Origin of the sequence: Marinomonas algarum (genome assembly GCF_020532605.1) — a bacterium.
GTDB classification, from domain to species: Bacteria; Pseudomonadota; Gammaproteobacteria; order Pseudomonadales; family Marinomonadaceae; genus Marinomonas; species Marinomonas algarum.
Genome location: NZ_JAJATW010000002.1, coordinates 224,222 through 246,089, shown reverse-complemented (window position 1 = coordinate 246,089; position 21,868 = coordinate 224,222). Strand labels below are relative to the sequence as shown.

The 21,868-nt window shown below is 45.3% G+C and carries 21 protein-coding genes; 16 read left to right on the top strand and 5 right to left on the bottom strand.

The genetic code is table 11. The annotated features are described in order from the left end of the window. Positions 1 to 44 precede the first annotated feature (44 nt). Positions 45 to 2,234, bottom strand: coding sequence for an OsmC domain/YcaO domain-containing protein (locus tag LG368_RS02925; RefSeq protein WP_226753231.1), 2,190 nt, complete (start codon positions 2,232 to 2,234; stop codon positions 45 to 47). Between the two features lie 193 nt (positions 2,235 to 2,427). Between LG368_RS02925 and LG368_RS02920 the strand changes: the two genes are divergently transcribed. Further along, a complete protein-coding gene (locus tag LG368_RS02920; protein WP_226753230.1) occupies positions 2,428 to 3,519 on the top strand; it encodes an amidohydrolase family protein in 1,092 nt (363 codons plus the stop codon). Then, on the top strand, positions 3,510 to 3,833 hold the full coding sequence (locus tag LG368_RS02915) for a YkgJ family cysteine cluster protein (protein WP_226753229.1): 324 nt from the start codon (positions 3,510 to 3,512) through the stop codon (positions 3,831 to 3,833). Before LG368_RS02920 ends, LG368_RS02915 begins: the two co-directional genes overlap by 10 nt. 43 nt (positions 3,834 to 3,876) lie before the next feature. Here LG368_RS02915 and LG368_RS02910 read toward each other — a convergent pair whose 3' ends face one another. Then, entirely contained in the window at positions 3,877 to 4,260 is a 384-nt protein-coding gene (locus LG368_RS02910; RefSeq protein ID WP_226753228.1) for a VOC family protein, read from the bottom strand. 59 nt (positions 4,261 to 4,319) lie between these two features. Beyond that, complete coding sequence (locus LG368_RS02905) at positions 4,320 to 4,589, bottom strand: hypothetical protein (protein WP_226753227.1); 270 nt, start codon at positions 4,587 to 4,589, stop codon at positions 4,320 to 4,322. Between the two features lie 156 nt (positions 4,590 to 4,745). Between LG368_RS02905 and paeA the strand changes: the two genes are divergently transcribed. The 11 genes from paeA to LG368_RS02850 all read left to right on the top strand — a co-directional run bounded on the left by paeA (position 4,746) and on the right by LG368_RS02850 (position 17,543). Continuing rightward, entirely contained in the window at positions 4,746 to 6,023 is a 1,278-nt protein-coding gene (paeA, locus tag LG368_RS02900) for a polyamine export protein PaeA (protein ID WP_226753226.1), read from the top strand. A gap of 124 nt (positions 6,024 to 6,147) precedes the next feature. Continuing rightward, positions 6,148 to 7,731, top strand: coding sequence for an ABC-F family ATPase (locus LG368_RS02895; RefSeq protein ID WP_226753225.1), 1,584 nt, complete (start codon positions 6,148 to 6,150; stop codon positions 7,729 to 7,731). A 231-nt stretch (positions 7,732 to 7,962) separates the two neighbouring features. Next, positions 7,963 to 8,223 (top strand): type B 50S ribosomal protein L31, encoded by a 261-nt coding sequence (locus tag LG368_RS02890; protein ID WP_226753224.1) that lies wholly within the window; start codon positions 7,963 to 7,965, stop codon positions 8,221 to 8,223. Between the two features lie 24 nt (positions 8,224 to 8,247). Beyond that, positions 8,248 to 8,391, top strand: coding sequence for a type B 50S ribosomal protein L36 (gene ykgO, locus LG368_RS02885; protein ID WP_226753223.1), 144 nt, complete (start codon positions 8,248 to 8,250; stop codon positions 8,389 to 8,391). Between the two features lie 274 nt (positions 8,392 to 8,665). Beyond that, on the top strand, positions 8,666 to 10,567 hold the full coding sequence (locus LG368_RS02880; RefSeq protein ID WP_226753222.1) for a PhoX family protein: 1,902 nt from the start codon (positions 8,666 to 8,668) through the stop codon (positions 10,565 to 10,567). Between the two features lie 316 nt (positions 10,568 to 10,883). Then, entirely contained in the window at positions 10,884 to 13,307 is a 2,424-nt protein-coding gene (locus LG368_RS02875) for a bifunctional diguanylate cyclase/phosphodiesterase (RefSeq protein WP_226753221.1), read from the top strand. 40 nt (positions 13,308 to 13,347) lie between these two features. Continuing rightward, a complete protein-coding gene (locus LG368_RS02870) occupies positions 13,348 to 14,283 on the top strand; it encodes a 2-hydroxyacid dehydrogenase (RefSeq protein ID WP_226753220.1) in 936 nt (311 codons plus the stop codon). 54 nt (positions 14,284 to 14,337) lie between these two features. Then, complete coding sequence (locus LG368_RS02865; protein WP_226753219.1) at positions 14,338 to 14,685, top strand: 5-carboxymethyl-2-hydroxymuconate Delta-isomerase; 348 nt, start codon at positions 14,338 to 14,340, stop codon at positions 14,683 to 14,685. A 97-nt stretch (positions 14,686 to 14,782) separates the two neighbouring features. Next, a complete protein-coding gene (locus LG368_RS02860) occupies positions 14,783 to 15,814 on the top strand; it encodes a phospholipase A (protein WP_226753218.1) in 1,032 nt (343 codons plus the stop codon). 92 nt (positions 15,815 to 15,906) lie between these two features. Further along, the gene (locus LG368_RS02855; RefSeq protein WP_226753217.1) at positions 15,907 to 16,422 is read left to right on the top strand and encodes a phosphatase PAP2 family protein; all 516 of its coding nucleotides are present in this window, start codon (positions 15,907 to 15,909) and stop codon (positions 16,420 to 16,422) included. Further along, positions 16,419 to 17,543 carry an MJ1255/VC2487 family glycosyltransferase gene (locus LG368_RS02850; RefSeq protein WP_226753216.1) on the top strand — a complete coding sequence of 375 codons (1,125 nt, stop codon included), beginning with the start codon at positions 16,419 to 16,421 and terminating at the stop codon, positions 17,541 to 17,543. Before LG368_RS02855 ends, LG368_RS02850 begins: the two co-directional genes overlap by 4 nt. A gap of 38 nt (positions 17,544 to 17,581) precedes the next feature. On the opposite strand, the gene LG368_RS02845 is transcribed toward LG368_RS02850, so the two are convergent. Next, positions 17,582 to 18,505, bottom strand: a complete 924-nt coding sequence (locus LG368_RS02845; protein WP_226753215.1) for a dienelactone hydrolase family protein — start codon at positions 18,503 to 18,505, stop codon at positions 17,582 to 17,584. 243 nt (positions 18,506 to 18,748) lie between these two features. Between LG368_RS02845 and folM the strand changes: the two genes are divergently transcribed. The 3 genes from folM (at position 18,749) to LG368_RS02830 (ending at position 20,746) form a co-directional block, all read left to right on the top strand. Next, entirely contained in the window at positions 18,749 to 19,471 is a 723-nt protein-coding gene (gene folM / locus LG368_RS02840; protein WP_226753214.1) for a dihydromonapterin reductase, read from the top strand. Positions 19,472 to 19,555: 84 nt separating this feature from the next. Continuing rightward, entirely contained in the window at positions 19,556 to 20,239 is a 684-nt protein-coding gene (gene folE, locus LG368_RS02835; protein WP_226753213.1) for a GTP cyclohydrolase I FolE, read from the top strand. 159 nt (positions 20,240 to 20,398) lie between these two features. Then, positions 20,399 to 20,746, top strand: a complete 348-nt coding sequence (locus LG368_RS02830; protein WP_226753212.1) for a hypothetical protein — start codon at positions 20,399 to 20,401, stop codon at positions 20,744 to 20,746. Between the two features lie 46 nt (positions 20,747 to 20,792). On the opposite strand, the gene LG368_RS02825 is transcribed toward LG368_RS02830, so the two are convergent. After that, the gene (locus LG368_RS02825) at positions 20,793 to 21,719 is read right to left on the bottom strand and encodes a helix-turn-helix transcriptional regulator (RefSeq protein ID WP_226753211.1); all 927 of its coding nucleotides are present in this window, start codon (positions 21,717 to 21,719) and stop codon (positions 20,793 to 20,795) included. Positions 21,720 to 21,868: the final 149 nt, after the last annotated feature.

The following is a 21,868-nucleotide window of genomic DNA, read 5'->3' as shown; positions in this document are numbered from 1 at the left end:
ACCTATCTTTGCATTATTCTGTTTTTATGATGACGCTTGCTGAACTAGCGGGCTTGCATCGACGCTTTACGAGCTTGATGCAGCTTTTTGTAGCTTTCGATTAAGCGTAAATGCGGCTCAATGCCTTCTAGTGCCATGCTGGTTTTGCTTAGTCCGTAGAAGCGAACCGAGCCGTCAACCGAGCCGACCACCTTGTCCATCACGTGATCACCAAACATGCGGCGGAAATTATGAATAAAGTCGCCCAGTTCTAATTCGTCGTCTAGGGTGACTTCTAAGACTGCGCTCATGGCTTGATAAAACAAGCCGCGCTCGACGGTGTTGTCGTTGAATTGTAAGAATTCGCCGACTAATTCCATGGCGTCTTCGTGTGCGCCCAAGGCAAGGTAACTGAGGATTTTCAGTTCCATAATGGTCAACTGCCCCCACACGGTGTTTTCATCAAACACAATGCCAATCAACGTTGGAATATCGGTGTAATTATCGAGCTGGCTTTCTTCAAGGCGATTGACTAGGTCGGTCAATTGCTCATCGTTAAGGGAATGAATATTGAGAATGTCTTCACGGTAATCCAGTGCTTTGTTGGTGTTGTCCCAAACTAAGTCTTCTACCGGATATACTTCGGAATAATCCGGTACCAGAATGCGACACGCCGACGCGCCCAACTCGGTGAATTCCGCCACATACACTTCTTTGCCCATCTCTTCCAATATACCAAATAAAGCGGCGGCTTCTTCTTCGTTACTGCCAGAAAAATCCCACTCGCAAAATTCGTAGTCGTGTTTGCTGCTAAAAAAGCGCCATGAAATCACGCCCGTGGAATCGATAAAATGCTCGACGAAGTTTTCCGGTTCGCTGACGGCCATGCTATTAAACGTTGGCTTTGGCACGTCGTTTAGACCTTCAAAACTGCGGCCCTGCATAAGCTCTGTTAAGCTGCGCTCAAGCGCCACTTCAAGGCTGGGGTGCGCACCAAAAGAGGAGAAAACACCGCCGGTTTTAGGGTTCATCAAGGTGACGTTCATCACCGGAAATTGACCACCAAGGGAGGCGTCTTTGACGACAATAGGAAAACCTTGGGCTTCTAAGCCTTGGATACCGGCCAGGATAGAGGGGTATTTTTCCAAAACGTGCATGGGCACATCCGGCAGGACGATTTCTTCTTCAATGATTTGGCGTTTGACGGCACGTTCAAAAATTTCGGATAAACATTGAACGTGCGCTTCTTGCAAATTATTGCCCGCACTCATGCCATTACTTAAGAACAAATTCTCAATCAGATTCGATGGGAAGTACACGGTGTCACCATCGGATTGACGCGTGTAAGGAATGGCACAGATACCGCGTTCGCTGTTGCCTGAGTTGGTGTCAATCAGGTGCGAGCCAAAAAGCTCGTCGTCTGGGTTGTAAATGTCGAGGCAGTAATCGTCGAGTAAACCCGCTGGTAAGGCATCGTCGTCTTCAAGGGGAAACCATTTTTCATTGGGGTAATGAACGAAGTCGCTGTTGGCGATCTCGGTGCCGAAGAATTGGTCATTGTAGAAAAAATTATTGCTCAAACGTTCGATGAACTCACCGAGGGCAGAACATAAGGCGCTTTCTTTAGTGGCGCCTTTGCCATTAGTGAAACACAGAGGCGATGCCGCATCGCGAATGTGCAGCGACCAGACGTTAGGGACGATGTTACGCCAAGATGAAATTTCAATTTTCATCCCCAGATCGGCCAACATCCCCGTCATATTAGCAATGGTTTGTTCGACTGGGAGGTCTTTGCCAAGAATAAAGGTGCTGGACGCCTCATCGGCTTGACCCATGAGCATGGCATTGGCGTCTGCTTTTAAACTGGCCACGCTGTCAATTTTGAATTCAGGGCCGGTTTGCACAACCTTTTTGACCGTACAACGCTCGATAGAGCGCAAAATACCGGTACGATCTTTTTCTGATAAGTCGTCAGGCAGTTCGACTTGGATCTGAAAGATCTGGTTGTAACGGTCTTCTGGGTCAACGATGTTGTTCTGTGACACGCGAATATTGTCGGTAGGGATGTCGCGGGCTTTACAATACACCTTGACGAAATACGCTGCGCATAACGCTGAAGAAGCGAGAAAATAATCAAATGGGCTGGGAGCCGAGCCATCGCCTTTATAACGAATAGGTTGATCGGCGGTGACGGTGAAATCATCAAACTTGGCTTCCAGTCTGAGATTGTCGAGAAAATTAACATTGATTTCCATTGAATACGGTTTCCACTTAATGAGCGACGATGGCTGATGGCAGTGTTTTTATGGGCCATGAGTTGATACAGGTAATTATCGGTGATAGGGGAAGGCGAGTAAAATTAAATCGCGTTTAATAGTGGTTTACAGGCGTTACTGAATGCTTTGTAATGGTTTTATTGATTTAGAAACAAACGAGGGACAGTGAGTGATGGGGCGTGGGTTATCAACGGTTTGTGTCACGGCGATATTAATGAGCGGCTGTGCCGTTTCCGACGATAAATATGAGCACCGTTCGCTTGATTCTTTTAAAGCGGGAGCGGCTTGCTATGATCGAGAAGCCGAGCCTTATACGCCGGTCGTGGATACGCACCTACATTATCGGCCTTTTGATGGTAGGGCGATTCCCTTTACGGAGATGAATGATTACTTGTCCCGCACCAGCGTGCGTTTTGCCAATGTATACGGCATTGGGCAAATGTTGCCGTCGAATTCCCGTTGTTCTAATTATTTAAAGTGCCCTGGCACGCCGGTAGCGCCAACGACGCGCAACGACTTTGTCAACGCCGCCAACATGATTGAATACAAGCCAGAAGGTTTGCATTTGACCCTGTCGATGACCTTTACCGATTTATCGAATCCTGAACCGACTGTGGCTTTAATGGAATTCTACGACAAAGAATACCCCGGCTTATTTCATTGGATGGGCGAAGTGAACCTGGTCAAACAGGCGCAGTTTTATAACCGCCATAAAGCGGCAACGCCAAAAGATATTTCGAAATGGGCGGGGTTCATGGCAAAGCTGAGAGAGAGGGACGATCCTATTACCATTCATTCAGATTTGGGCAACGATGCTGACCCTACCTTATATTTGCCCTTGATGGAAAATGCGCTGACCTTGTACCCAGACAATAAAATTGTGTGGGCGCACATGGGCATGTCCCATGAATTAACCACAATGGACGCCTCTAAGCACATTGCGATCATGTCGCGTCTGCTGGACGAATACCCCAATTTAATGATCGATATTTCATGGCGTATTTTGGACGATTATTACTTCAGCAAACGGGGGAATCAGGACTTGTATGTAGCCTTTATCAACCAATATTCAGAGCGTATTTTGCCCGGTTCGGATTTTGTGGCGTTTCGAGGCAATAACTTTCATGTTTATCAACAGGAGCTTCAGGTGACCAGTCGAATCCATCAGTTTTTGGATGATAACGCGTTTCGTAACATCGCCCTTGGGCAAAACTACTTTGATCTACTGAAGCTGGATTACCAAGCGCCGTCGGTATGCCAATGAGCATTGTATTAAAAGACGTCAGTGCAACACCGGTGACCTGTTCCCATTGCCAAGCGGCATGTTGTCGAATGGAGGTCATGATGATCACCGATACGGGCGTGCCTGAGGAGCATATTGTGACTGATGAGTGGGGTGGTGAGACATTGCGGCGTCTCGATGATGGTTGGTGCTCTGCCGTCGACAGGGAGACGTTTCGTTGTACGATATACGAAAATCGCCCGTGGATTTGTCGGGAGTTTGAAATGGGCTCGTATGAATGTGAGGACGAGTTTGAGGCGGTCAAGAAAGATTTAAGCATGATGCTTCATGCTTAAATCTTTCTTGTACAAAGTGGGTGAGCGAAAAGAAAGGAGAACCTTATTCGTTAATGGGACAAAGTACACAAATTTTATTGCCAGATGGGTCTTTCAGGTAAGCGAGATAAAGCTTCATTCGACCTAGGTCGCGGACACCAGGATCATCTTCACAGCGTGTTCCGCCGTTTTCTAATCCCGCTTTATGCCAAGCGTCGGCTATTTCTGGCGTAGCGGCTGAAAAGCCAATGGTGGAACCATTGCCGTGGGTGGCGGGTTCGCCATTAAGGGGTTTGGTAATCATAAACAGACCGGAATCGGTCTTATTAATGTAGCGTCCCTTATTGTCAATCATCCCTTTTTTATAACCTAGTGCCTGAAAGGTCGCGTCGTAAAACGTCTGTGAAGCATCTAAATCATTGGCACCGAGCATAATATGGCTAAACATAATCTTTATCCTTCTTGTTGGTATTGTTTTGTTTGCCGATCTTACGTGTATTTTGTGTATTAGGCCATGATGTCGATAAGTCGACCAATAGTTTGGTCCGATGTCGCCAATACTTTTGCGTTGGCCTGAGCGTTAAGCATGCTGTTGTTCGCGTCAACAAGACCATCTCGAATGGCGGATTCTGATGTTTGCTGTGTGTTGTCGGTCGTGTTTTGTGCCGATCTTGGCAAGGACGCACTCGCCACTTCTTGGCTGGCTTGCTCCAACTTTTGCTGACTGTTCTGCAGGCCTTGCTGACCATAATGGAAAGAGGATGAGTTGATTTGCATAACCTAACCTTCGCAATGATTTATTTGATGTTAACACCATTGTATCCAGGTCGCGACCTTCTATAATGCGGCTACTTTTCAGGAGGTATTCAGCGAGTGTGCTTCCATCAATTTCATGCTTTTTATAAATTTGCCTGTCAGGCGTAGTGGTATCAAATGAGTGATGTTTTCAGTATAGGCCTATTAATTATTGCCGGTGCTATGTTTGCCATGGCAGAGATTGGTATGGCGGCGGCACGAAAAATTAAGCTTAGGGTGTTGGCAGAAGAGGGCAGCATCAAAGCCGCGGCGGTGATCAAGTTGCAGCAAAAGCCCGGTGCTTTTTTTGCCATGATACAAATTGCACTCAATGCCATTGCCATTCTAGGCGGTATTATTGGCGAACAAACTCTGACGCCCTATATTAAAGAGGTGGTGGCGTTGGTTTATTCTGGTCCTTTATTGGATCAAATTAGCTTTGTTCTGTCGTTTCTGAGCTTAACGTCTTTATTTATTTTGTTTGCAGATCTATTGCCAAAACGCTTGGCCATTATCATGCCGGAAGCCGTGGCGATTCGTATGGTCACGCCCATGCTGTGGGTGACCTTTTTATTGACGCCTGTGGTGTTCTTGTTCAATGGCATCACCAACATCATTTTGCGTTTGTTCAACGTGCCGATTGAGCGTGAAGAAATCGTCACCACCGAAGACATTGTTGCCATGATGGATGCCGGTGCTGAAGATGGCAGTTTGCAAAGTCAAGAATACCAACTGATCGGCAATGTTTTTGAATTGGAAACACGCAATATTGCTAGCACCATGACACCGCGGGATCAAATTATCTACTTCGATGTTGATGACAGCAGTGAAGAGATCAGTCAAAAAATCATTGATCACCCTCATAATGATTTTTTAGTTTGCAATGGCAGTTTAGACAGAATAGAAGGCATCATCGAGTCGAAAGAAATTTTGCGTTTGGTGCTAAAAGGCGAGAAAGCACAAATTAAAGCAGACAAGATCGACAAAGAAGTCTTCTATTTACCGGAAACTTTGACCTTGTCTGAAGCATTGAACGCTTTTCGTGTGGCGCCTCAAGCGTTTGCCGTGATCGTCAATGAATACGCCACCATTGTGGGGATTGTGACGGTAAAAGACTTGTTGGGCGGTTTTATGGGAGGGTTATTAACGCCCCATGATGAAGAGCAAATTGTACAGCGCGATGAAAACTCATGGTTAATTGAAGGACTGACACCGATCAATGATGTGATGCGTCGCTTGGACATTGAAGAGTTTCCTGATCGCGGCCAATACGAAACTCTGGGTGGTTTTGTGACTTACCGCTTAAAGCGTTTGCCAAAGCGCACAGATTTTTACCTTCACGAGGGGTACAAATTTGAAGTGTTGGATTTAGAAGGGGTTCGGGTCGAGCAGCTTTTGGTCACTAAGTTGAAATAAGCGAGGCTAAGCCTCGACTTTTAAGCGCTAAGTCACTATATTCGCCCCCTTTGTGTTTATATTTTGTACGTTCACTAAGCGGCAAGGGTAAACGGCTTTCTTTTCTCTTTTTCAGGGTATTCTTTTGATTTCTACGGCTAATATCACCATGCAATTTGGCGCAACGCCATTGTTCGAAAACATCTCAGCAAAATTTGGTAACGGCAACCGTTATGGCCTTATTGGCGCAAACGGTTGCGGCAAGTCCACCTTTATGAAAATCCTCAGCGGTGCGTTAACCCCCACATCAGGCAACGTGTCTATTACACCGGGTGAAAAAGTGGGCACCCTAAGCCAAGACCAGTTTGCATTTGAAGAATACAGTGTGGTTGACGCCGTGATCATGGGCGATGTGGCCCTATGGAAAGTGAAGCAAGAACGCGATGCGATTTATGCCAAACCTGAGATGACCGAAGAAGACGGCATGCGTGCAGGGGAATTGGAAGCAGAGTTCGCGGAGATGGACGGCTACAGCGCCGAAAGTCGTGCAGGCGATATTTTGCTTGAGGCGGGCATTGCAGAAGAGTTGCATTTTGGTTTGATGAGTCAGGTCGCACCGGGTTGGAAATTGCGTGTGCTGTTGGCCCAAGCGTTGTTTTCTAATCCAGATATTCTATTGCTGGATGAGCCTACCAACAACTTGGACATTCACACCATCAACTGGTTAGCTGGTGTTCTAAACCAACGTAAATGCACCATGATCATTATTTCCCACGATCGCCACTTTCTAAACTCGGTTTGCACTCATATGGCAGACATCGACTTTGGTGAGTTGCGTATTTACCCTGGTAACTACGAATACTTCATGGAAGCCTCATCCTTGATTCGTGAACAGCAACTGATTGAGAACGCGAAGAAGAGCGCGGAAATGGACGACCTGCAAGCCTTTGTTAACCGCTTTTCAGCCAACGCCTCAAAAGCCAAACAAGCCAGTTCACGTGCAAAAAAATTAGAAAAAATTGAGTTGTCGGAAGTGAAGCAGTCGAGCCGTATGACGCCTTCTTTGACGTTTAAACAAGACAAAAAACTGCATCGCCATGCTCTGATCCTAGAAGACGTCGGTCATGGGTTCGATGAACTTTTATTCAAAGGCGGTGACATGATTTTGGAAGCCGGTTCTCGTCTGGCGATCATCGGCGAAAATGGCGCGGGTAAAACCACCTTTTTGCGTTGCTTGATGAACGAATTAGACGCTAAGCATGGTGAGATTAAGTGGGCGGAAAACGCCGTGATTGGTTACTGTCCACAGGACAGCACCGATGATTTCGATTGTGACCTGACGCTGTTTGACTGGATGTCAAAATGGCGTACAGCGAAGCATGATGACTTAAAAGTCCGTGCTATGTTAGGTCGCTTGTTGTTTACCGCCGATGACTTTAATAAAAAAGTGAAGGTGTGCTCCGGTGGTGAAAAGAATCGTCTGTTATTTGGCAAGCTAATGATGGCGGATCTTAATGTATTGGTGATGGACGAACCAACCAACCACATGGACATGGAAGCCATCGAAGCATTGAATAATGCCCTCATGGAGTTTGATGGCACTTTGATTTTTGTCAGCCACGACCGAGCCTTTGTGTCTTCCTTGGCGAATCGAGTGATTGAAATCAAAGATCAGAATGTCGTTGATTTCCAAGGCACTTATGACGAGTACTTAGCTCATGTAGGCTAACAAGAGATCGGGTAAGTTTGCATTATTAGGAAACCGCTGACGGTGATAACCGATCGGCGGTTTTTTTTCGTCTGTATTATTTTTTTGCAAATGAGACGTGTTTTTATTTGGGTGAATGCTGTTTTTAGTTTTAAAATGATATAACATAACATTTATTGATTTTCAGAGAGGCTTACCAGTGTCTTGGCCTCGTTAATGCCTTGATACGGCTTTTATATCTAAGGAGCTTTTATGCGTAAAAATATCCACCCAAATTATCGAACCGTGGCGTTCCATGACACGCGTATGGACACGTATTTTTTGATTGGTTCTACCGTGGCAACGTCACAAACAGTAGAGCATGAAGGGAAAGAGTACCCCTATATGGCCATTGATGTGTCTAGCGCTTCTCATCCTTTTTACACAGGCGAACAAAGAACGCATGACGGTGAAGGTCGAATCGCGCAATTCCGCCGTCGTTACCGTCAAAGCAAACCATCAGAATCAAAATAAACTATGAGCCGCTAGGGAAAGACCATGAAAGTATTGAGTTCACTAAAAAGTGCCAAGAAACGTCACAAGGACTGCAAAGTTGTTAAACGCAAAGGTCGTTTATTTGTGATATGCAAAACCAATCCACGCTTTAAAGCCACGCAGGGTGTGAAGAAGAAACGCAAATAAACGCCAGTGTTATACAAGTCAAAATCGTTTCCCCTATATTCGGCGGTCTACTGATGTAAAAGTAGGCCGTTTTTTTTATGTCAAAAGACTGCCATTTAACTGTCACTGCATTGTCATCTTTTCTTAGTAGATTACTTCACAGCTTCCTTTGCAGGGGGGGCAATTGAATCGAATTTTGTACAAGGATTCAGTCGATGAGGCAGGTCAGTTGTGGCTCTGATATTTATCGGCTCACTCTTAAAAAAGACGCATTTAACGTTAATAGGGCAGTATTATGAGCATGAAAGTAAATGGAAAACTTGGTTTTGATGAATTAGATGAATTGGTTCGTCCAGCGCCGGAAGTGGTGGAGTTTGAAGAAGTTGCGCACAAAATGGTCTCTCGTCGTGGTTTCTTAAGCGGTGGCGCTGCGGTAGGTGCGGGTGCTTTCGTTATGGGGTCTACGACACTGGCGGCTGGAAAAGCCTTGGCGGCGGGTCATGCAGAGTCTCGTCTGGCTTTTGATAGGGTTAAGGCCAATACACTGGATACCATTACGGTCCCAACAGGTTATAAGTGGGAAGTGTTGGCTTCTTGGGGAGACCCTCTGTTTAGCAATGCACCGGCTTTTAATGGCGCAACAGGCGGTACGGGGGCTTCTCAAGAATTGGCGTTTGGTGATCATAATGACGGCATGGCGTTTTTCTCTAAGAACGGCACGCAAGTGATGGCAATCAACAACGAATACACCAATGAAAACACGCTTCACCCTACTCGTGCCGAAGGTATGCCAACGACGCCTGATGATGTGCGCAAAAATAAAGCCGCACACGGTGTATCCATTATTGAGGTTTCTCAACGTGGTGGGAAATGGGGGATTGTTCAGGATTCTCCTTATAACCGTCGTATCACCGCGGATACTGAAATGGACATCACTGGCCCTGCCCGTGGTCACCAGTGGATGCAGACCTCAGAAGACCCTAAAGGTCAGGTGGCCAAAGGCACTTGGAACAACTGCGGTAATGGTCAGACGCCATGGGGCACGTATTTGACCTGTGAAGAGAATTTTAACGGCTACTTTACCGCTAGCAAGGCGGATTATGTGATGCCTGACGCGTACAAGCGTTATGGTTTGAGTACTCAAGGGCGTTACAACTGGGCCATGGCAGACGATCGTTTTGATCTTGTCAAAGAGCCTAATGAGCCTAACCGCTTTGGCTATATTGTTGAAATTGATCCGATGGACCCAACATCACGTCCAAAAAAACGTACGGCTCTAGGGCGTTTTAAACATGAAAATGCCGAGTTAACCATTGCCTCAGATGGTCACGTTGTTGTCTATTTAGGCGATGATGAGCGTGGCGAATTCTTGTATCGCTTTATTTCTAAACACAAGTATTTGGTGGGGGGAGATAACCGTGATTTACTGGAAGAAGGAACGCTTTATGTGGCCAAATTCCATGACAATAATCGTGGTGAGTGGTTGGCATTGACACCAAACACCACCGGCATGACAGAGGCCGAAATTGCGATTCATACGCGTATGGCGGCGTCTAAAGTGGGTGCTACCACCATGGATCGTCCAGAATGGGTTGCTGCGCACCCCCACAAGGCTGAAATTTATTGCTCTTTAACCAACAACAAAAATCGTGGTGTGAAACCCAATGCGGGCGGTGATGCAACGCCAGCGTCAGGCGTTAATCCTCGGGTGAAAAATAACTTTGGGCAGATTGTCCGCTGGACACCAATGGAGGGTGATCATACTCACACGCAATTTAAGTGGGATTTGTTTGTGCTTGCGGGTAACCCAGCGGTTTACGATGATGCTTACGCGGGTTCTAGTAACCTAAATCAAGACAATATGTTCAATTCGCCAGATGGCCTGAAATTCGATTCGAAAGGTCTGTTGTGGATTCAAACAGACGGTAATTATTCCAACGAGAAAGAATTTAAAGGTCAAGGCAATAACCAGATGCTGGTGGGTGACCCAGAAACCGGCGAAATTCGCCGCTTCTTAGTTGGGCCAAAAGAGTCTGAAATCACCGGGGCGGCATGGAATACGAGTCGCACGACCATGTTTATCAGTGTGCAACATCCGGGTGAAAAAGGTCACTCTCATTGGCCGGATGGCGGCAACTCAGTACCACGTTCCAGCGTGATTGCTATCTCCCGTGAAGACGGTGCCGTTATCGGTTAAATGCCTGTTTATATTAGTAAAAACGATAGTGTTTGCTAAAAAACATAAAGTGTCTTTCAATAACAGCTGACTTCTTCATGAGGTCAGCTTTTTTGTTTCTATTTGTGCTAATGAGTGGGTTTTCATGCAGATTATCCTGATTCAAATCATAAAGCGTATAAGATTTGCTTATGCTCACTTGTATCATGCTACGTAAAGTGACAGTCTTATTTTAGTTACATAACAATACAAATCTTCCTCTTCGGTGTGATTCGAAGTATTCATTGATGCGTATCGCCAATGCGATGCAATGAATTAACCTTTCAAGTGAGCAGTAATGGGCGTCGTATTTTCTAAGTCGTTATTTCTAAAGCAGGCAGCATTAACGCTCGTGCTGGCCATCGTGCTGAGTTTGGTCAGCAGCGCTCTTCAGTTCATTGAAAGTGTCCGTTTTCAAAAAGAGCAAATCAATCAAAACTTTGAAGAGTTGCTGGCCGTGGTGGAGCGCCCCTTGTCCGAAGCGGTGTTTCGACTGGATACCGAGTTTGCACAACAACAAATCGACAGTTTGCTGTTAAGCCCGTCCATTGCTCATGTGGAAGTGAGAGACGATACTGGTAAGTTCTTTGTCCAGACTGAGTTGCCTGATGTGACAGTAGACAGTATGAGTCAAACCTTTGCAGAGTATTTTTTGTCTGATTTGCCTGAATATCGTCGACAATTACACCTGTTAGAACCCTCTTTCCAAGCCGGTTATTTGACGATTCTTCCAGAGAAGGCGTACTTGCTTGAGGGTATTTTTCACAAACATTTATCGATTCTGTTTTATAACTTATGCAAAGATCTATTACTCGCGAGCTTAATTTCTTTCGTGTTTTATTTTTTAGTGACGTTTCCATTGATGCGATTAACCGAATCGTTATCAAGCATAAAGCGCAATGAGGAACTGCCATTGCCTAAATCGTTCTATCGACACCATCAGAACGATGAGCTAGGTAACTTGCATAAGACTTTTTCTTTACTGCTAACAAAATTGAATACCGCACTCAGTGATCTAGAGCGCAGTGACAGCCACACTAAGGCAATGATTGAACACGCCGCTGATGGTATCTTGTTGTTGGATCAACACAATGACATTATTTTAGCCAACACAGCGGCTCAAGGTATGTTCAAATGCAGTATCAAAAAGAAAGGGATGACACCGCTAGACGCCTTGCACCCAAGTTCGCCTTGGCCGGTGTTTTCCGACATATTAAACGACCTAAAAATTGAAGAACCGCTGACGGTTGAGGCGACTTACCAATGCTCAGGGATTGAAATTCCTTTAGAAATTCGTTTAGTTAAGTATTGTTTGCAGGGTAACGTTGAAACCTTGCTGTTGATCCGTGATGTGACTGAGCGGCAAGAAGCAGAAGCGCACATTCATCATTTGGCCTATTACGATGCTGTCACCAGTCTTCCAAACCGTCAGTTCCTGTCGAATCAACTTGTCACTACATTGAAACATCAGCATAAAAAAACATCGCCGTGTTATTCCGCGGTTATTTTTATGGATCTTGATCGTTTCAAAACCATCAATGACTCTCTTGGTCATGGCATTGGTGATCAGCTGTTACGCAGCGTCGCTTCCCAGCTGTCAAATTTGTTAGAAGAGTCAATGGTGTTTGCTCGCATGGGCGGAGATGAGTTTGCTTTTCTTATTCCACACATTAACGATAACTATGAGCAAGCCGAAAGAGACATCAGCGCCTTTGCGAACAGCATTATGTATGCATGTCAGCAAGTGAAAAAAGCGGGTCCTCATGAAGTACACATTACTGCGAGTTTAGGGGGAACCCTATTTAATAACGATAAAGAGTCTGCTGAAGTGATTTTAAAGCAAGCCGATACGGCACTTTATCGAGCGAAAGAGTCGGGTCGTAATACATTTGCCTTGTATCGAGAGGAAATGCAGGCCATTTCAGATGCGCGTTTGCAAATGGAAAAAGCATTGCATCACGCCACCGAATTCAAATTGTTTGAATTGTATTATCAACCACAAGTGAATGCGCAAAATGGACTGATCGGTGCGGAAGCACTGATTCGCTGGAAAGACAGTGAAAGAGGGTTTATTTCACCTGCAGAGTTTATTCCAGTGGCTGAAGAGATTGGCTTGATTGTTGAGATTGGTCATTGGGTGCTAAATGAAGCGTTATCTCAAGTGGCTGTCTGGCTCAAAGAAGGTAAGTGGCAGGCTGACTGGCGTATGTCGATCAATGTGAGTCCGATTCAATTTCAACAAGCGGGTTTTCTGCCTATGCTGACCGAACAACTGGCCAAGCATGATGTGCCAACATCTTGTGTGGATTTAGAAATCACAGAAAACATGTTATTGAATGACTTATCTTCTTCTTTGGAAAAGATGCATGCGATTAAAGACATGGGTGTCCACTTGTCCATTGACGATTTTGGAACTGGGTATTCATCCCTTAAATACCTAAAATCACTGCCCATTGATCGCCTCAAAATCGATCAGTCTTTTGTACGTGACTTATTAACTGATGAGAGCGATGAGGCCATTGTGTACGCGGTGGTTGCCATGGCAAAAGCTTTGAATATCAGTGTGTTAGCCGAAGGCGTCGAGACACTGGAGCATTATGATCGTCTTAAAGAGCTTGAGTGTTTTTATTACCAAGGTTACTACTTTGGTCACCCTTTACCTCCTAAAGACTTTATCAAGAGCTTTGTTCAGGATTCTAATACGCTGAACTCTTCTTTATAGCGTATCATGGGGCTTTGTTATTTGGTTGTAAGGAGCTCCCATGATCCCTTTTGTTGGTCGTGTTTCATCAGAAGAGCAGGATTTGTGGATAAAAACCTTGTCCACAGCGATGCCTAATGAAACGGTCGTGTCTTTTTCTGACTTGTCTCATGAGCAAAAACACCAATGTGAACTGGCGATTGTTGCCAACCCTGATCCGGAAGATTTAGTGGCTCTGCCATCGCTTAAATGGGTGCATGGTCTGTGGGCGGGGGTAGAACGTATGGTGCATGAGTTACCAGAAGCTTCTTTTTCCATTGTCCGTTTGGTGGACCCTAATCTGGCCAGTACCATGTCTGAGGCGGTATTGGCTTGGACGCTGTATTTGCATCGAGAGATGCCGACCTATGCTCGTCAGCAAAAAGCCCTTAGCTGGCTGCCACACCCAATGGTCTCAGCAAAGAATCGCCGGTTGGGCGTACTTGGGTTAGGAGCGTTAGGTCGAGCCAGTGCAGAGCGCCTGGTTGAGAATGGTTTCTCTGTGGCAGGCTGGAGTCGAACCCCAAAGCACCTTGATGGTGTTGAATGTTTTTCTGGAGAGCAGGGGTTGCGCTTAATGTTACAGCAAAGCGACATTTTAGTGTGTCTTTTGCCTCTTACCAAACAGACTCAGGGCTTATTAAATGCAACGCGCTTAGCCTTGTTACCCGATCATGCCAGCCTAATTAATTTTGCCCGTGGTGCGGTAGTAGACGATGCGGCACTGTTAGCAGAATTGGACTCTGGTCGTCTCAAACATGCAGTACTTGATGTTTTTGTGACAGAACCCTTGCCTCTGAATCATACCTTTTGGCAGCACGAGTCCGTCACTGTATTGCCGCATATTTCTGCGCCATCCAACCCACAGAGTGCGAGTGAGATTGTTGCCTCTAACATTGCACATTACCGTGAAACGGGCGATATTCCGACCTCGGTAGATTTGACTCGGGGTTACTAACCCTTCCTACAGGGTCATTTTTTATTGCTAATAAATCTAAAAAAGGATTATTTTATGCCACATTGTATTGTTGAATACAGTCAAAATTTAGCACAAGAAGTTCCGCCCGCAGATTGGCTGGAAGCCGTAAAAAGTGCGTGTGTTGCGTCGACACTGTTCGCAGAAACGGACATTAAACTGCGCAGTACGCCTTATAAAAGCTTTGTTACTGGTGGACAAGAAGATGCTTTTGTTCATGTCACTGTCAGACTATTGTCAGGTCGTTCGCTTGAGCAGCGTCAGCAACTTTCTCATTTAGTACTGGAATCATTGACACAGTTTTCATTAAAAAATGTTAGTTTTTCAGTCGAAATAGGTGAAATGGAACGAGAGAGCTACGCGAAAACCGTCGTTCTATCTTAAAACAAGGTCTTTTTCCTACGGCGGTATTTTTTCCTTTGAATGCGCTGCTTGTTTGAAAAAGCGATGACGACGTTTGTCGATACAAGGGTTCAATACAATGCAAGCCATTTCAAAAGCCGTATTGTCGAGTGCTTTTTTAACTAGTGTGATGCTATCCGGTACGGCCATCGCGCAAACTGAAAAAGCGCCAACAGATAATGTAGAGAGTGGCTTGGAGCGTCTACAAATCACATTGCCTGAAACAGGGCAAACGGACTTAGAGTCGCAAGACGATTATTCACCGGAAGAGCCTGAAGTGCCCGATTCAATTTTGAAGCGCGCCAGAGAGGCCAATGGCTTGTACCAACAACGGGAAAACCGAGAAAGTGCGACCGTTGATAATCCTTTTGTGCTCACGCCCCACAAGCCCAATTATTTTTTGCCGATTGCTTACACGTCGAGCCCTAATGACCGTGCGTTTTTAGGGGACGCTGACAGCAGTGAGAGTTTGGACAATATTGAGTTTAAATTTCAACTGAGTGTGAAATTTCCTGTTGCGTACGATGTGGTCGGACGCGAGACCAGTTTATGGTTTGCTTACACTCAGCAAGCCTACTGGCAGTCTTACAATAATACTATTTCAGCGCCGTTTCGTGATACCAACCACGAGCCAGAAGTGTTTATTGTGACCAAACCCAAACAGGGTTTTCTAGGGATTAAACCTAACTATGTGTCTTATGGGTTTGTGCATCAATCGAATGGGCAATCGGAAGCGCTTTCACGTTCTTGGAACCGTTTCTATGTTGACTTTATGTTTGAATATGGTGATACCGCGTTTTCGTTTAAGCCATGGTATCGTTTGCCTGAATCCCGCGACATAGACGATAACCCAAATATTGAGAATTATTATGGCTATGGTGAATTTAATCTGATTCACGCCATTGATGATTACACAGTAGAAATCATGTTGAGAAACAACTTAAAAGCCGATGATAACCGTGGCGCCATTCAGTTGGGTTTCACGTTTCCTTTATGGGGGAAAACCCGAGGCTACGTACAGTATTTCAATGGTTATGGGCAGTCCTTGTTGGATTACGATCATCAGACGCAATCCTTGGGAGTGGGGTTGATGTTGACTAACTGGCTTTAACCTTCTGTCACTGACTTGTCACCGGAATGCCATGTAACGGACACTTTACTGGTTTATGTTGGAATCATCACATAACCAGTTGGGTCCGTCTGATGAGTCTATTACAAAATATTCATTCCTTTGATGTGCAAACATTCTCTTGGTGCATGGCACGCAAACACAGAGTGACCCTAACTCGAATGGGTCGAGCGGTTTCTTTTTCAGCCGATGGGCCATTGTACGCTGTTTTGGCGGGGGCGCTGTGGTGGCTGGGTTACGAAGAGTTGGTTTGGGTATTGATGTTTGGCTTTTTGCTTGAGCGAAGCTTATATCTTATTCTCAAGCGAGGCTGCAAACGCAATCGGCCCGCTCAAGCGTTAGAAAATTTTAGTAGTTTTATCATTCCTTCTGATCAGTTCTCTTTTCCTTCTGGACACACATCCGGTGCCTTTTTTATGGCATGTTGCCTCAGTGAGTGGTTTCCGAGTTTCAATATGATTCTGTATGTATGGGCAGCCAACGTAGGCTTGTCTCGTATTTTCCTAGGAGTGCATTTTCCAACCGATACGGTGATTGGGGCTTTGTTAGGATGTTTGTGTGCTGGGCTGGCAATTGGAGTCGTGTTATGAGGATTCTGTACGGTGTTCAGGGCACAGGAAATGGTCATATTACGCGTGCTAGAGCCATGGCGTATGAAATGCATCAACTGGGTATTGACGTTGACTTTGTATTCTCGGGGCGAACCGTAGAAGATTACTTTGATATGGCGATATTTGGTCACTATCAAACGTTTGAAGGGTTGAGTTTTGTAGCGCGAAATGGCGAGTTAGATCTACATGCTACTTATAAAAAAGCCCGTTTAGGTCAGTTCTATCGCGATGTACAACGCTTAGATACACGAGGTTATGATCTGGTCATGACGGACTATGAGCCGATTGTGGCTTGGGCGGCAAAGCGTCAAGGCGTGCCTTGTCTTGGGTTTGGTCATCAGTATGCGTTTACACACGACATTCCGCGTTACCAAAAAAATCGACTTGCTCAATGGGTAATGTCGAATTTTGCGCCTGTATCATCGCAATTAGGCGCTCATTGGCATCACTTTGGGCATCCTATTTTGCCGCCCTTAGTATCCATGCCAGAAACACAGTCTACGGTTTCTGCAGATCATGTGTTGGTGTATTTGCCTTTTGAAAACAGTGAGGCGGTATTTGAATGGCTAGAAGCCGTACCGAACTACCATTTTCGAGTGCATTGCAAAGACATTGATCCGGGTATTTATGGCAATATTGAAGTCTTTCCCTTTGATCGAACGACTTTTCAGAAAAACCTTAGTGAATGTCAATCTGTGCTGTGTAATGCGGGATTTGAGTTAAATTCAGAGGCATTGCAGCTAGGGCGACGTATTCTAACGAAACCATTAAAAGGGCAAATTGAACAACACTCTAACGTCATGGCGTTGTCTCTACTGGGATTGACCAGTACTTGCGATGCACTGGATGAAAAGGTTATTGCCAACTGGTTAGAGACCCGTGAGGTTGCCCAGATACGTTACCCAAATGTTGCAAAAGCGGTGGTTGAGTGGTTGGTGTCTGGACATGACGAGCGCTTAGACGATCTGTGTGAGTCGCTTTGGAGTCAAGTGAGCAGCGATCAGCCTATTGATTTTTCCTATACAAAAACATCAAAAGTATCAGATCAACAACGCATAAAACCACTAAGGATACGAACTAAAAAAAGCGCGGCCATGTGACATCACATCAACCGCGCTGCGTTTTTCGCTGTATCGTATTAGGCGTTTAATGTCTGTTTAAAAAAGCCTAGGGTACGTTCCCATGCTAATTCGGCATTTTTCTCTTGATAGCGTGCCGTTGAGTCATTATGAAAACCGTGATTGGCGGTTTGATAAATATAAGCCGTGTAGTCAACATTATTGGCTTTTAAGGCTTCTTCATAATCAGGCCAGGTCGCGTTCACTCGTTTATCTAGCTCAGCAAAGTGCAATTGCAAAGGCGCCTTGATTTGATCAAGATTAGATTTTGCTGGTGTACCGTAATAGGGCGCGGCGGCGTGAATGGTATCCGGCATATTCGCTGCCAGTGAGTTAGTTAAGTAGCCACCAAAACAGAACCCCACCATGCCGACTTTACCTGTTGTAAACTCATGGTTTTTCAGCAACGTAGCAGCATCCATGAAGTCGCCTTCAATCTTCGCACCATCGAGCGTTTTCTGCATGGCTCGGCCTTCATCATCATTGCCGGGGTAACCACCGAGAGGAAAAAGTGCATCGGGTGCAAAGGCAATGAAACCTTCTTTAGCAAGGCGACGAGCCACATCTTCAATATATGGGTTGAGTCCACGGTTCTCATGGGCAACCAACACCGCGGCCGCTTTATTGTTTACATCGACACCCTTTGGTACGACCAAGTAGCCGCGGGCTTTGCCATGTCCATTGGGCGAATCATATTCCACGTAGCTGGCGGTAATATCCGGATCATTGAAAGAAACTTGTTCCGCAAGCGCGTAGTTGGGCGTGAGGGCACCGGCCACAACAGAGAGTGTTAGGCCTGCAACACTAAGAGTGCCAAGACGGGAAAGAAACGTACGACGATCGATGTCGCCATGAGCGTATTCATCGTACCAATCAAAGGCTTCTTGTGGAATGCTCTTAATGGCGGTGGTTTGGTGACCGGATTGCTCTGTCGATAATGTCATGGTGTTTCCTCTTATGTGAGTGAATAAAACGGTCCGATAAGTGTCGAGTGGTCATTCATTGATTTAACTTACGGCTTAAACATTGCGTAATAGTTACGATGGGTCAAGCACAACAGATGACATTTACTGATCTTATTCAATTACGGTCGCGTAACTAAAACATCTGCCAATGAAGAGTGAGACTCTTTTGAAGCATTTTTAACGAGTAGATCCACAAAGATAACTTAACAGGACTGGACATTCATGACGCGTAAAATGCCAATTATTATTACCGGTGGAGGGCAACGATTGGGGTTGGCTTGTGCGAAAGCGTTAAACGCTGAAGGGCATCAGGTTATCATAACGTACCGTAAGCCGAGAGAAGAGATTCGGTCGTTGGAGCAGCAGGGTGTCGTGTGTATTCAAGCCGATTTTTCGAGTACCAAAGGCGTAGATGATTTTATTTCCACTGTTAAGCAAAATTATTCCGCGTTAGGTGGCATTATTCATAATGCCTCTGAATGGGAGTCAGAAAAAAACAGTGTTGACCCTAGTACCTTGATGGAAAAGATGTGGCAAGTACATGTATTTGCGCCTTATCGTATAAATCTCGCGTTTGAAGGCTTATTATGTGCAGGTTTCGAGCACGACGGCCAAGCTGACATTATCCATATGACGGATTATGTGGCGGAAAAAGGCAGCGATAAGCACATTGCTTATGCGTCTAGTAAAGCCGGTTTAACCAATTTAACGTATTCCTTTGCGAAACGTTTCGCTCCAAATATCAACGTAAATGCGATCGCGCCTTCGTTGTTGATGTTTAACGATGAGGATGCACCAGAATATCGTAATAAAGCACTGAATAAGTCTTTGTTGCGTAAAGAACCTGGTGAGCAAGAGGGTGTGCTCGCGGTTCAATACATACTAAGCAGTCGCTATATGACAGGTCGAACCTTGTCACTGGATGGAGGTCGGCATCTAGTTTAATGATAACGGATGTCATTTATTTTAACGCCTCTATCGATATAATGAACGATATAACGAGGCAGGTTAAGCAACGTAGGACAAAACATGAAAGCCAATACAGCAGAAAAAATTAACCTCAATCGTCTTGTGTTGTCTGATGAGGCGAAAAAAGTACAGCAAGCTTTGATCAGTTCAGGGTTAGAAACTCCGATGATTGATAATGGCCTAACCACGGAAGAAAAATATCAGCGTATCAAAAATGCGTTTGAAGATGTGGTATCGACGCTTGGTCTGGATTTAACCGATGACAGTTTGGCGGAAACGCCCCATCGTATCGCTAAGATGTATGTGAAAGAGATTTTCTCTGGTTTAGATTACAGTCAATTTCCTAAAATTACCGTGATTGAAAACAAGATGAAAGTAGACGAAATGGTGAAGGTGAGCGACATCAGCTTTACCAGTACCTGTGAGCATCACTTTGTCACCATTGACGGCATGGCGACGGTCGCTTATTTGCCAAAAGATAAAATTATTGGTCTTTCTAAGATCAACCGCATTGTGCGCTTTTTCGCTCAGCGACCTCAAGTTCAAGAGCGCCTAACACAACAAATCCTGGTGACACTGCAAGCCTTGCTTGAAACCGACAATGTTGCTGTGAGCATCAATGCTGTGCATTATTGCGTAAAATCACGAGGTGTGATGGACGCCAGTTCTTCCACTCAAACCACAGCGCTAGGCGGTTTGTTCAAGCGCAGCGATAAAACGCGTGGCGAGTTCTTGTCAAAATAGTATCTAAACAGCTTTGTTGCAAAAATGCTCAGTTATCTTTTCATTGAGCATAAAACATAGGCTAATAAAGAGTCTGCTCCGGCAGGCTCTTTTTTTGTGTGCAATGCCTTGATCTAATGACACAATATTAAGCAAATTTAAAACAGCGGTAACATGGTCATGTCAAAAAACACTTCTAATAAAACACCGGAAGAGAATACAGCACCGGAACACGCTTCCTCAGAACGCCCTGTGGCAACACACAAACTTGTTTGGTTTCCTGCGAAAAAAAATGGCTGGGGGTGGGGAAAGCCTTGTACATGGCAAGGCTGGTTAGTCATGCTGATCTATCTGGCGTCTATTATTCTCTTTAGTGTTGCCATTGACCCCAAAGTGGATTTATTGCCTTGGTCAATCGCCATCGGCACCTCTACCCTGTTGCTTATTACTATGTACGTTTGGAAGGGCGATGCGCCAAACTGGCAGTGGAAAACCATTGATAAAAAAAAGCGTCGCCTTTTTAAATAGACTGAGCGTTATTGAGAGACACGGATTATTCAAATACGCAGTGTCTCTATTGTGTGCTGAGCGTTCTTTGTGCAACCTGTCGAGGCGACATGCCAAAGTGCTGATGAAAGCGTCGGCTGAAGTGACTCAAGCTTAAATACCCCAATTCGTAGCTTACTTCGGTCACAGAGCATTTTGCTTTTAAGCGCTGGTAAGCTTTTTCCATACGGCGCTGGTGTTGATATTCGACAGGCGTACAGCCTAATTGACGCTTGAAACTTTGATAAAAACGACTCCGACTCATACAAGCGGTTTTTGCTAATTGATGAATGTCTAACGGTTGAGAAAGGTGATTTTCTATCCACTGAATAACACAGGTTAGGCCATTGGCATCGGGGGTGTTGTGGCTAAAACGCAGCAAGGCGTCTCGACCGTGATGGCGAAGAATGCGCGTCACCAACTCACTGACGCCAAAATCCACCAGTAGATCTCGGTCTGGATCATTGCGAATAAAATCACTGGTCAATCGGTCAATAACCTGTTGTGTGCCCTGAGTATGCAAGGTGTGCAAGTGCTGATTCGGATCAATAGGGGCGTGAGTGGGTAATGAATCAACCATGATGTCGTTCATACGATCACAGATCTGCTCAACGCGTTCCTTAGAGATCGCAATGGTAAGGCATGTTGTTGGGGCATGGTGTTCTGCTTCAGGGAAGTCAATAAAGACTTCTTCTTTTGGCGCTAAGATAAAGGATTCATGGGGCAGAAATGGAATATTGTCATGGGCTTGGGTGTGCATCACCTTTGCGCCTGTCACCATACCGCAATACAGTAGGGTATCGGCTTTTAAGCTGACTTTTTGGGCTTGTTCATAGGTATCATAAATGCTGAGCTCAGCGTGGGGGCCGGCAAAGCAAACACGATTCTCCACCAGTTGGACGGGGGGACGCTTGTACCTTGATAGTGTTTTTTCTGTCGATGCAGATGTATTCATTTACCCACCTCTTTTTGTCTTAATTATTTGGCGTGGCGCATTTTTATACAGACATAATCACGTTTGTCCGTTCTGGGGTCAAGACTCTCTTTTCATTATTAGCGATAAATAAAAATGGATAATGAGGCAAGTTTGATGGACTCACAGGC

Coding starts and splice junctions, on each gene's coding strand:
- paeA (WP_226753226.1), top strand. CDS start 4,746: ATGAGTGATGTTTTCAGTATAGGCCTATTAATTATTGCCGGTGCTATG.
- LG368_RS02830 (WP_226753212.1), top strand. CDS start 20,399: ATGTCAAAAAACACTTCTAATAAAACACCGGAAGAGAATACAGCACCG.
- LG368_RS02880 (WP_226753222.1), top strand. CDS start 8,666: ATGAGCATGAAAGTAAATGGAAAACTTGGTTTTGATGAATTAGATGAA.
- LG368_RS02850 (WP_226753216.1), top strand. CDS start 16,419: ATGAGGATTCTGTACGGTGTTCAGGGCACAGGAAATGGTCATATTACG.
- LG368_RS02910 (WP_226753228.1), bottom strand. CDS start 4,260: ATGTTTAGCCATATTATGCTCGGTGCCAATGATTTAGATGCTTCACAG.
- LG368_RS02855 (WP_226753217.1), top strand. CDS start 15,907: ATGAGTCTATTACAAAATATTCATTCCTTTGATGTGCAAACATTCTCT.
- folE (WP_226753213.1), top strand. CDS start 19,556: ATGAAAGCCAATACAGCAGAAAAAATTAACCTCAATCGTCTTGTGTTG.
- LG368_RS02870 (WP_226753220.1), top strand. CDS start 13,348: ATGATCCCTTTTGTTGGTCGTGTTTCATCAGAAGAGCAGGATTTGTGG.
- LG368_RS02890 (WP_226753224.1), top strand. CDS start 7,963: ATGCGTAAAAATATCCACCCAAATTATCGAACCGTGGCGTTCCATGAC.
- LG368_RS02925 (WP_226753231.1), bottom strand. CDS start 2,234: ATGGAAATCAATGTTAATTTTCTCGACAATCTCAGACTGGAAGCCAAG.
- LG368_RS02860 (WP_226753218.1), top strand. CDS start 14,783: ATGCAAGCCATTTCAAAAGCCGTATTGTCGAGTGCTTTTTTAACTAGT.
- LG368_RS02865 (WP_226753219.1), top strand. CDS start 14,338: ATGCCACATTGTATTGTTGAATACAGTCAAAATTTAGCACAAGAAGTT.
- LG368_RS02825 (WP_226753211.1), bottom strand. CDS start 21,719: ATGAATACATCTGCATCGACAGAAAAAACACTATCAAGGTACAAGCGT.
- LG368_RS02905 (WP_226753227.1), bottom strand. CDS start 4,589: ATGCAAATCAACTCATCCTCTTTCCATTATGGTCAGCAAGGCCTGCAG.
- ykgO (WP_226753223.1), top strand. CDS start 8,248: ATGAAAGTATTGAGTTCACTAAAAAGTGCCAAGAAACGTCACAAGGAC.
- folM (WP_226753214.1), top strand. CDS start 18,749: ATGACGCGTAAAATGCCAATTATTATTACCGGTGGAGGGCAACGATTG.
- LG368_RS02845 (WP_226753215.1), bottom strand. CDS start 18,505: ATGACATTATCGACAGAGCAATCCGGTCACCAAACCACCGCCATTAAG.
- LG368_RS02915 (WP_226753229.1), top strand. CDS start 3,510: ATGCCAATGAGCATTGTATTAAAAGACGTCAGTGCAACACCGGTGACC.
- LG368_RS02920 (WP_226753230.1), top strand. CDS start 2,428: ATGGGGCGTGGGTTATCAACGGTTTGTGTCACGGCGATATTAATGAGC.
- LG368_RS02875 (WP_226753221.1), top strand. CDS start 10,884: ATGGGCGTCGTATTTTCTAAGTCGTTATTTCTAAAGCAGGCAGCATTA.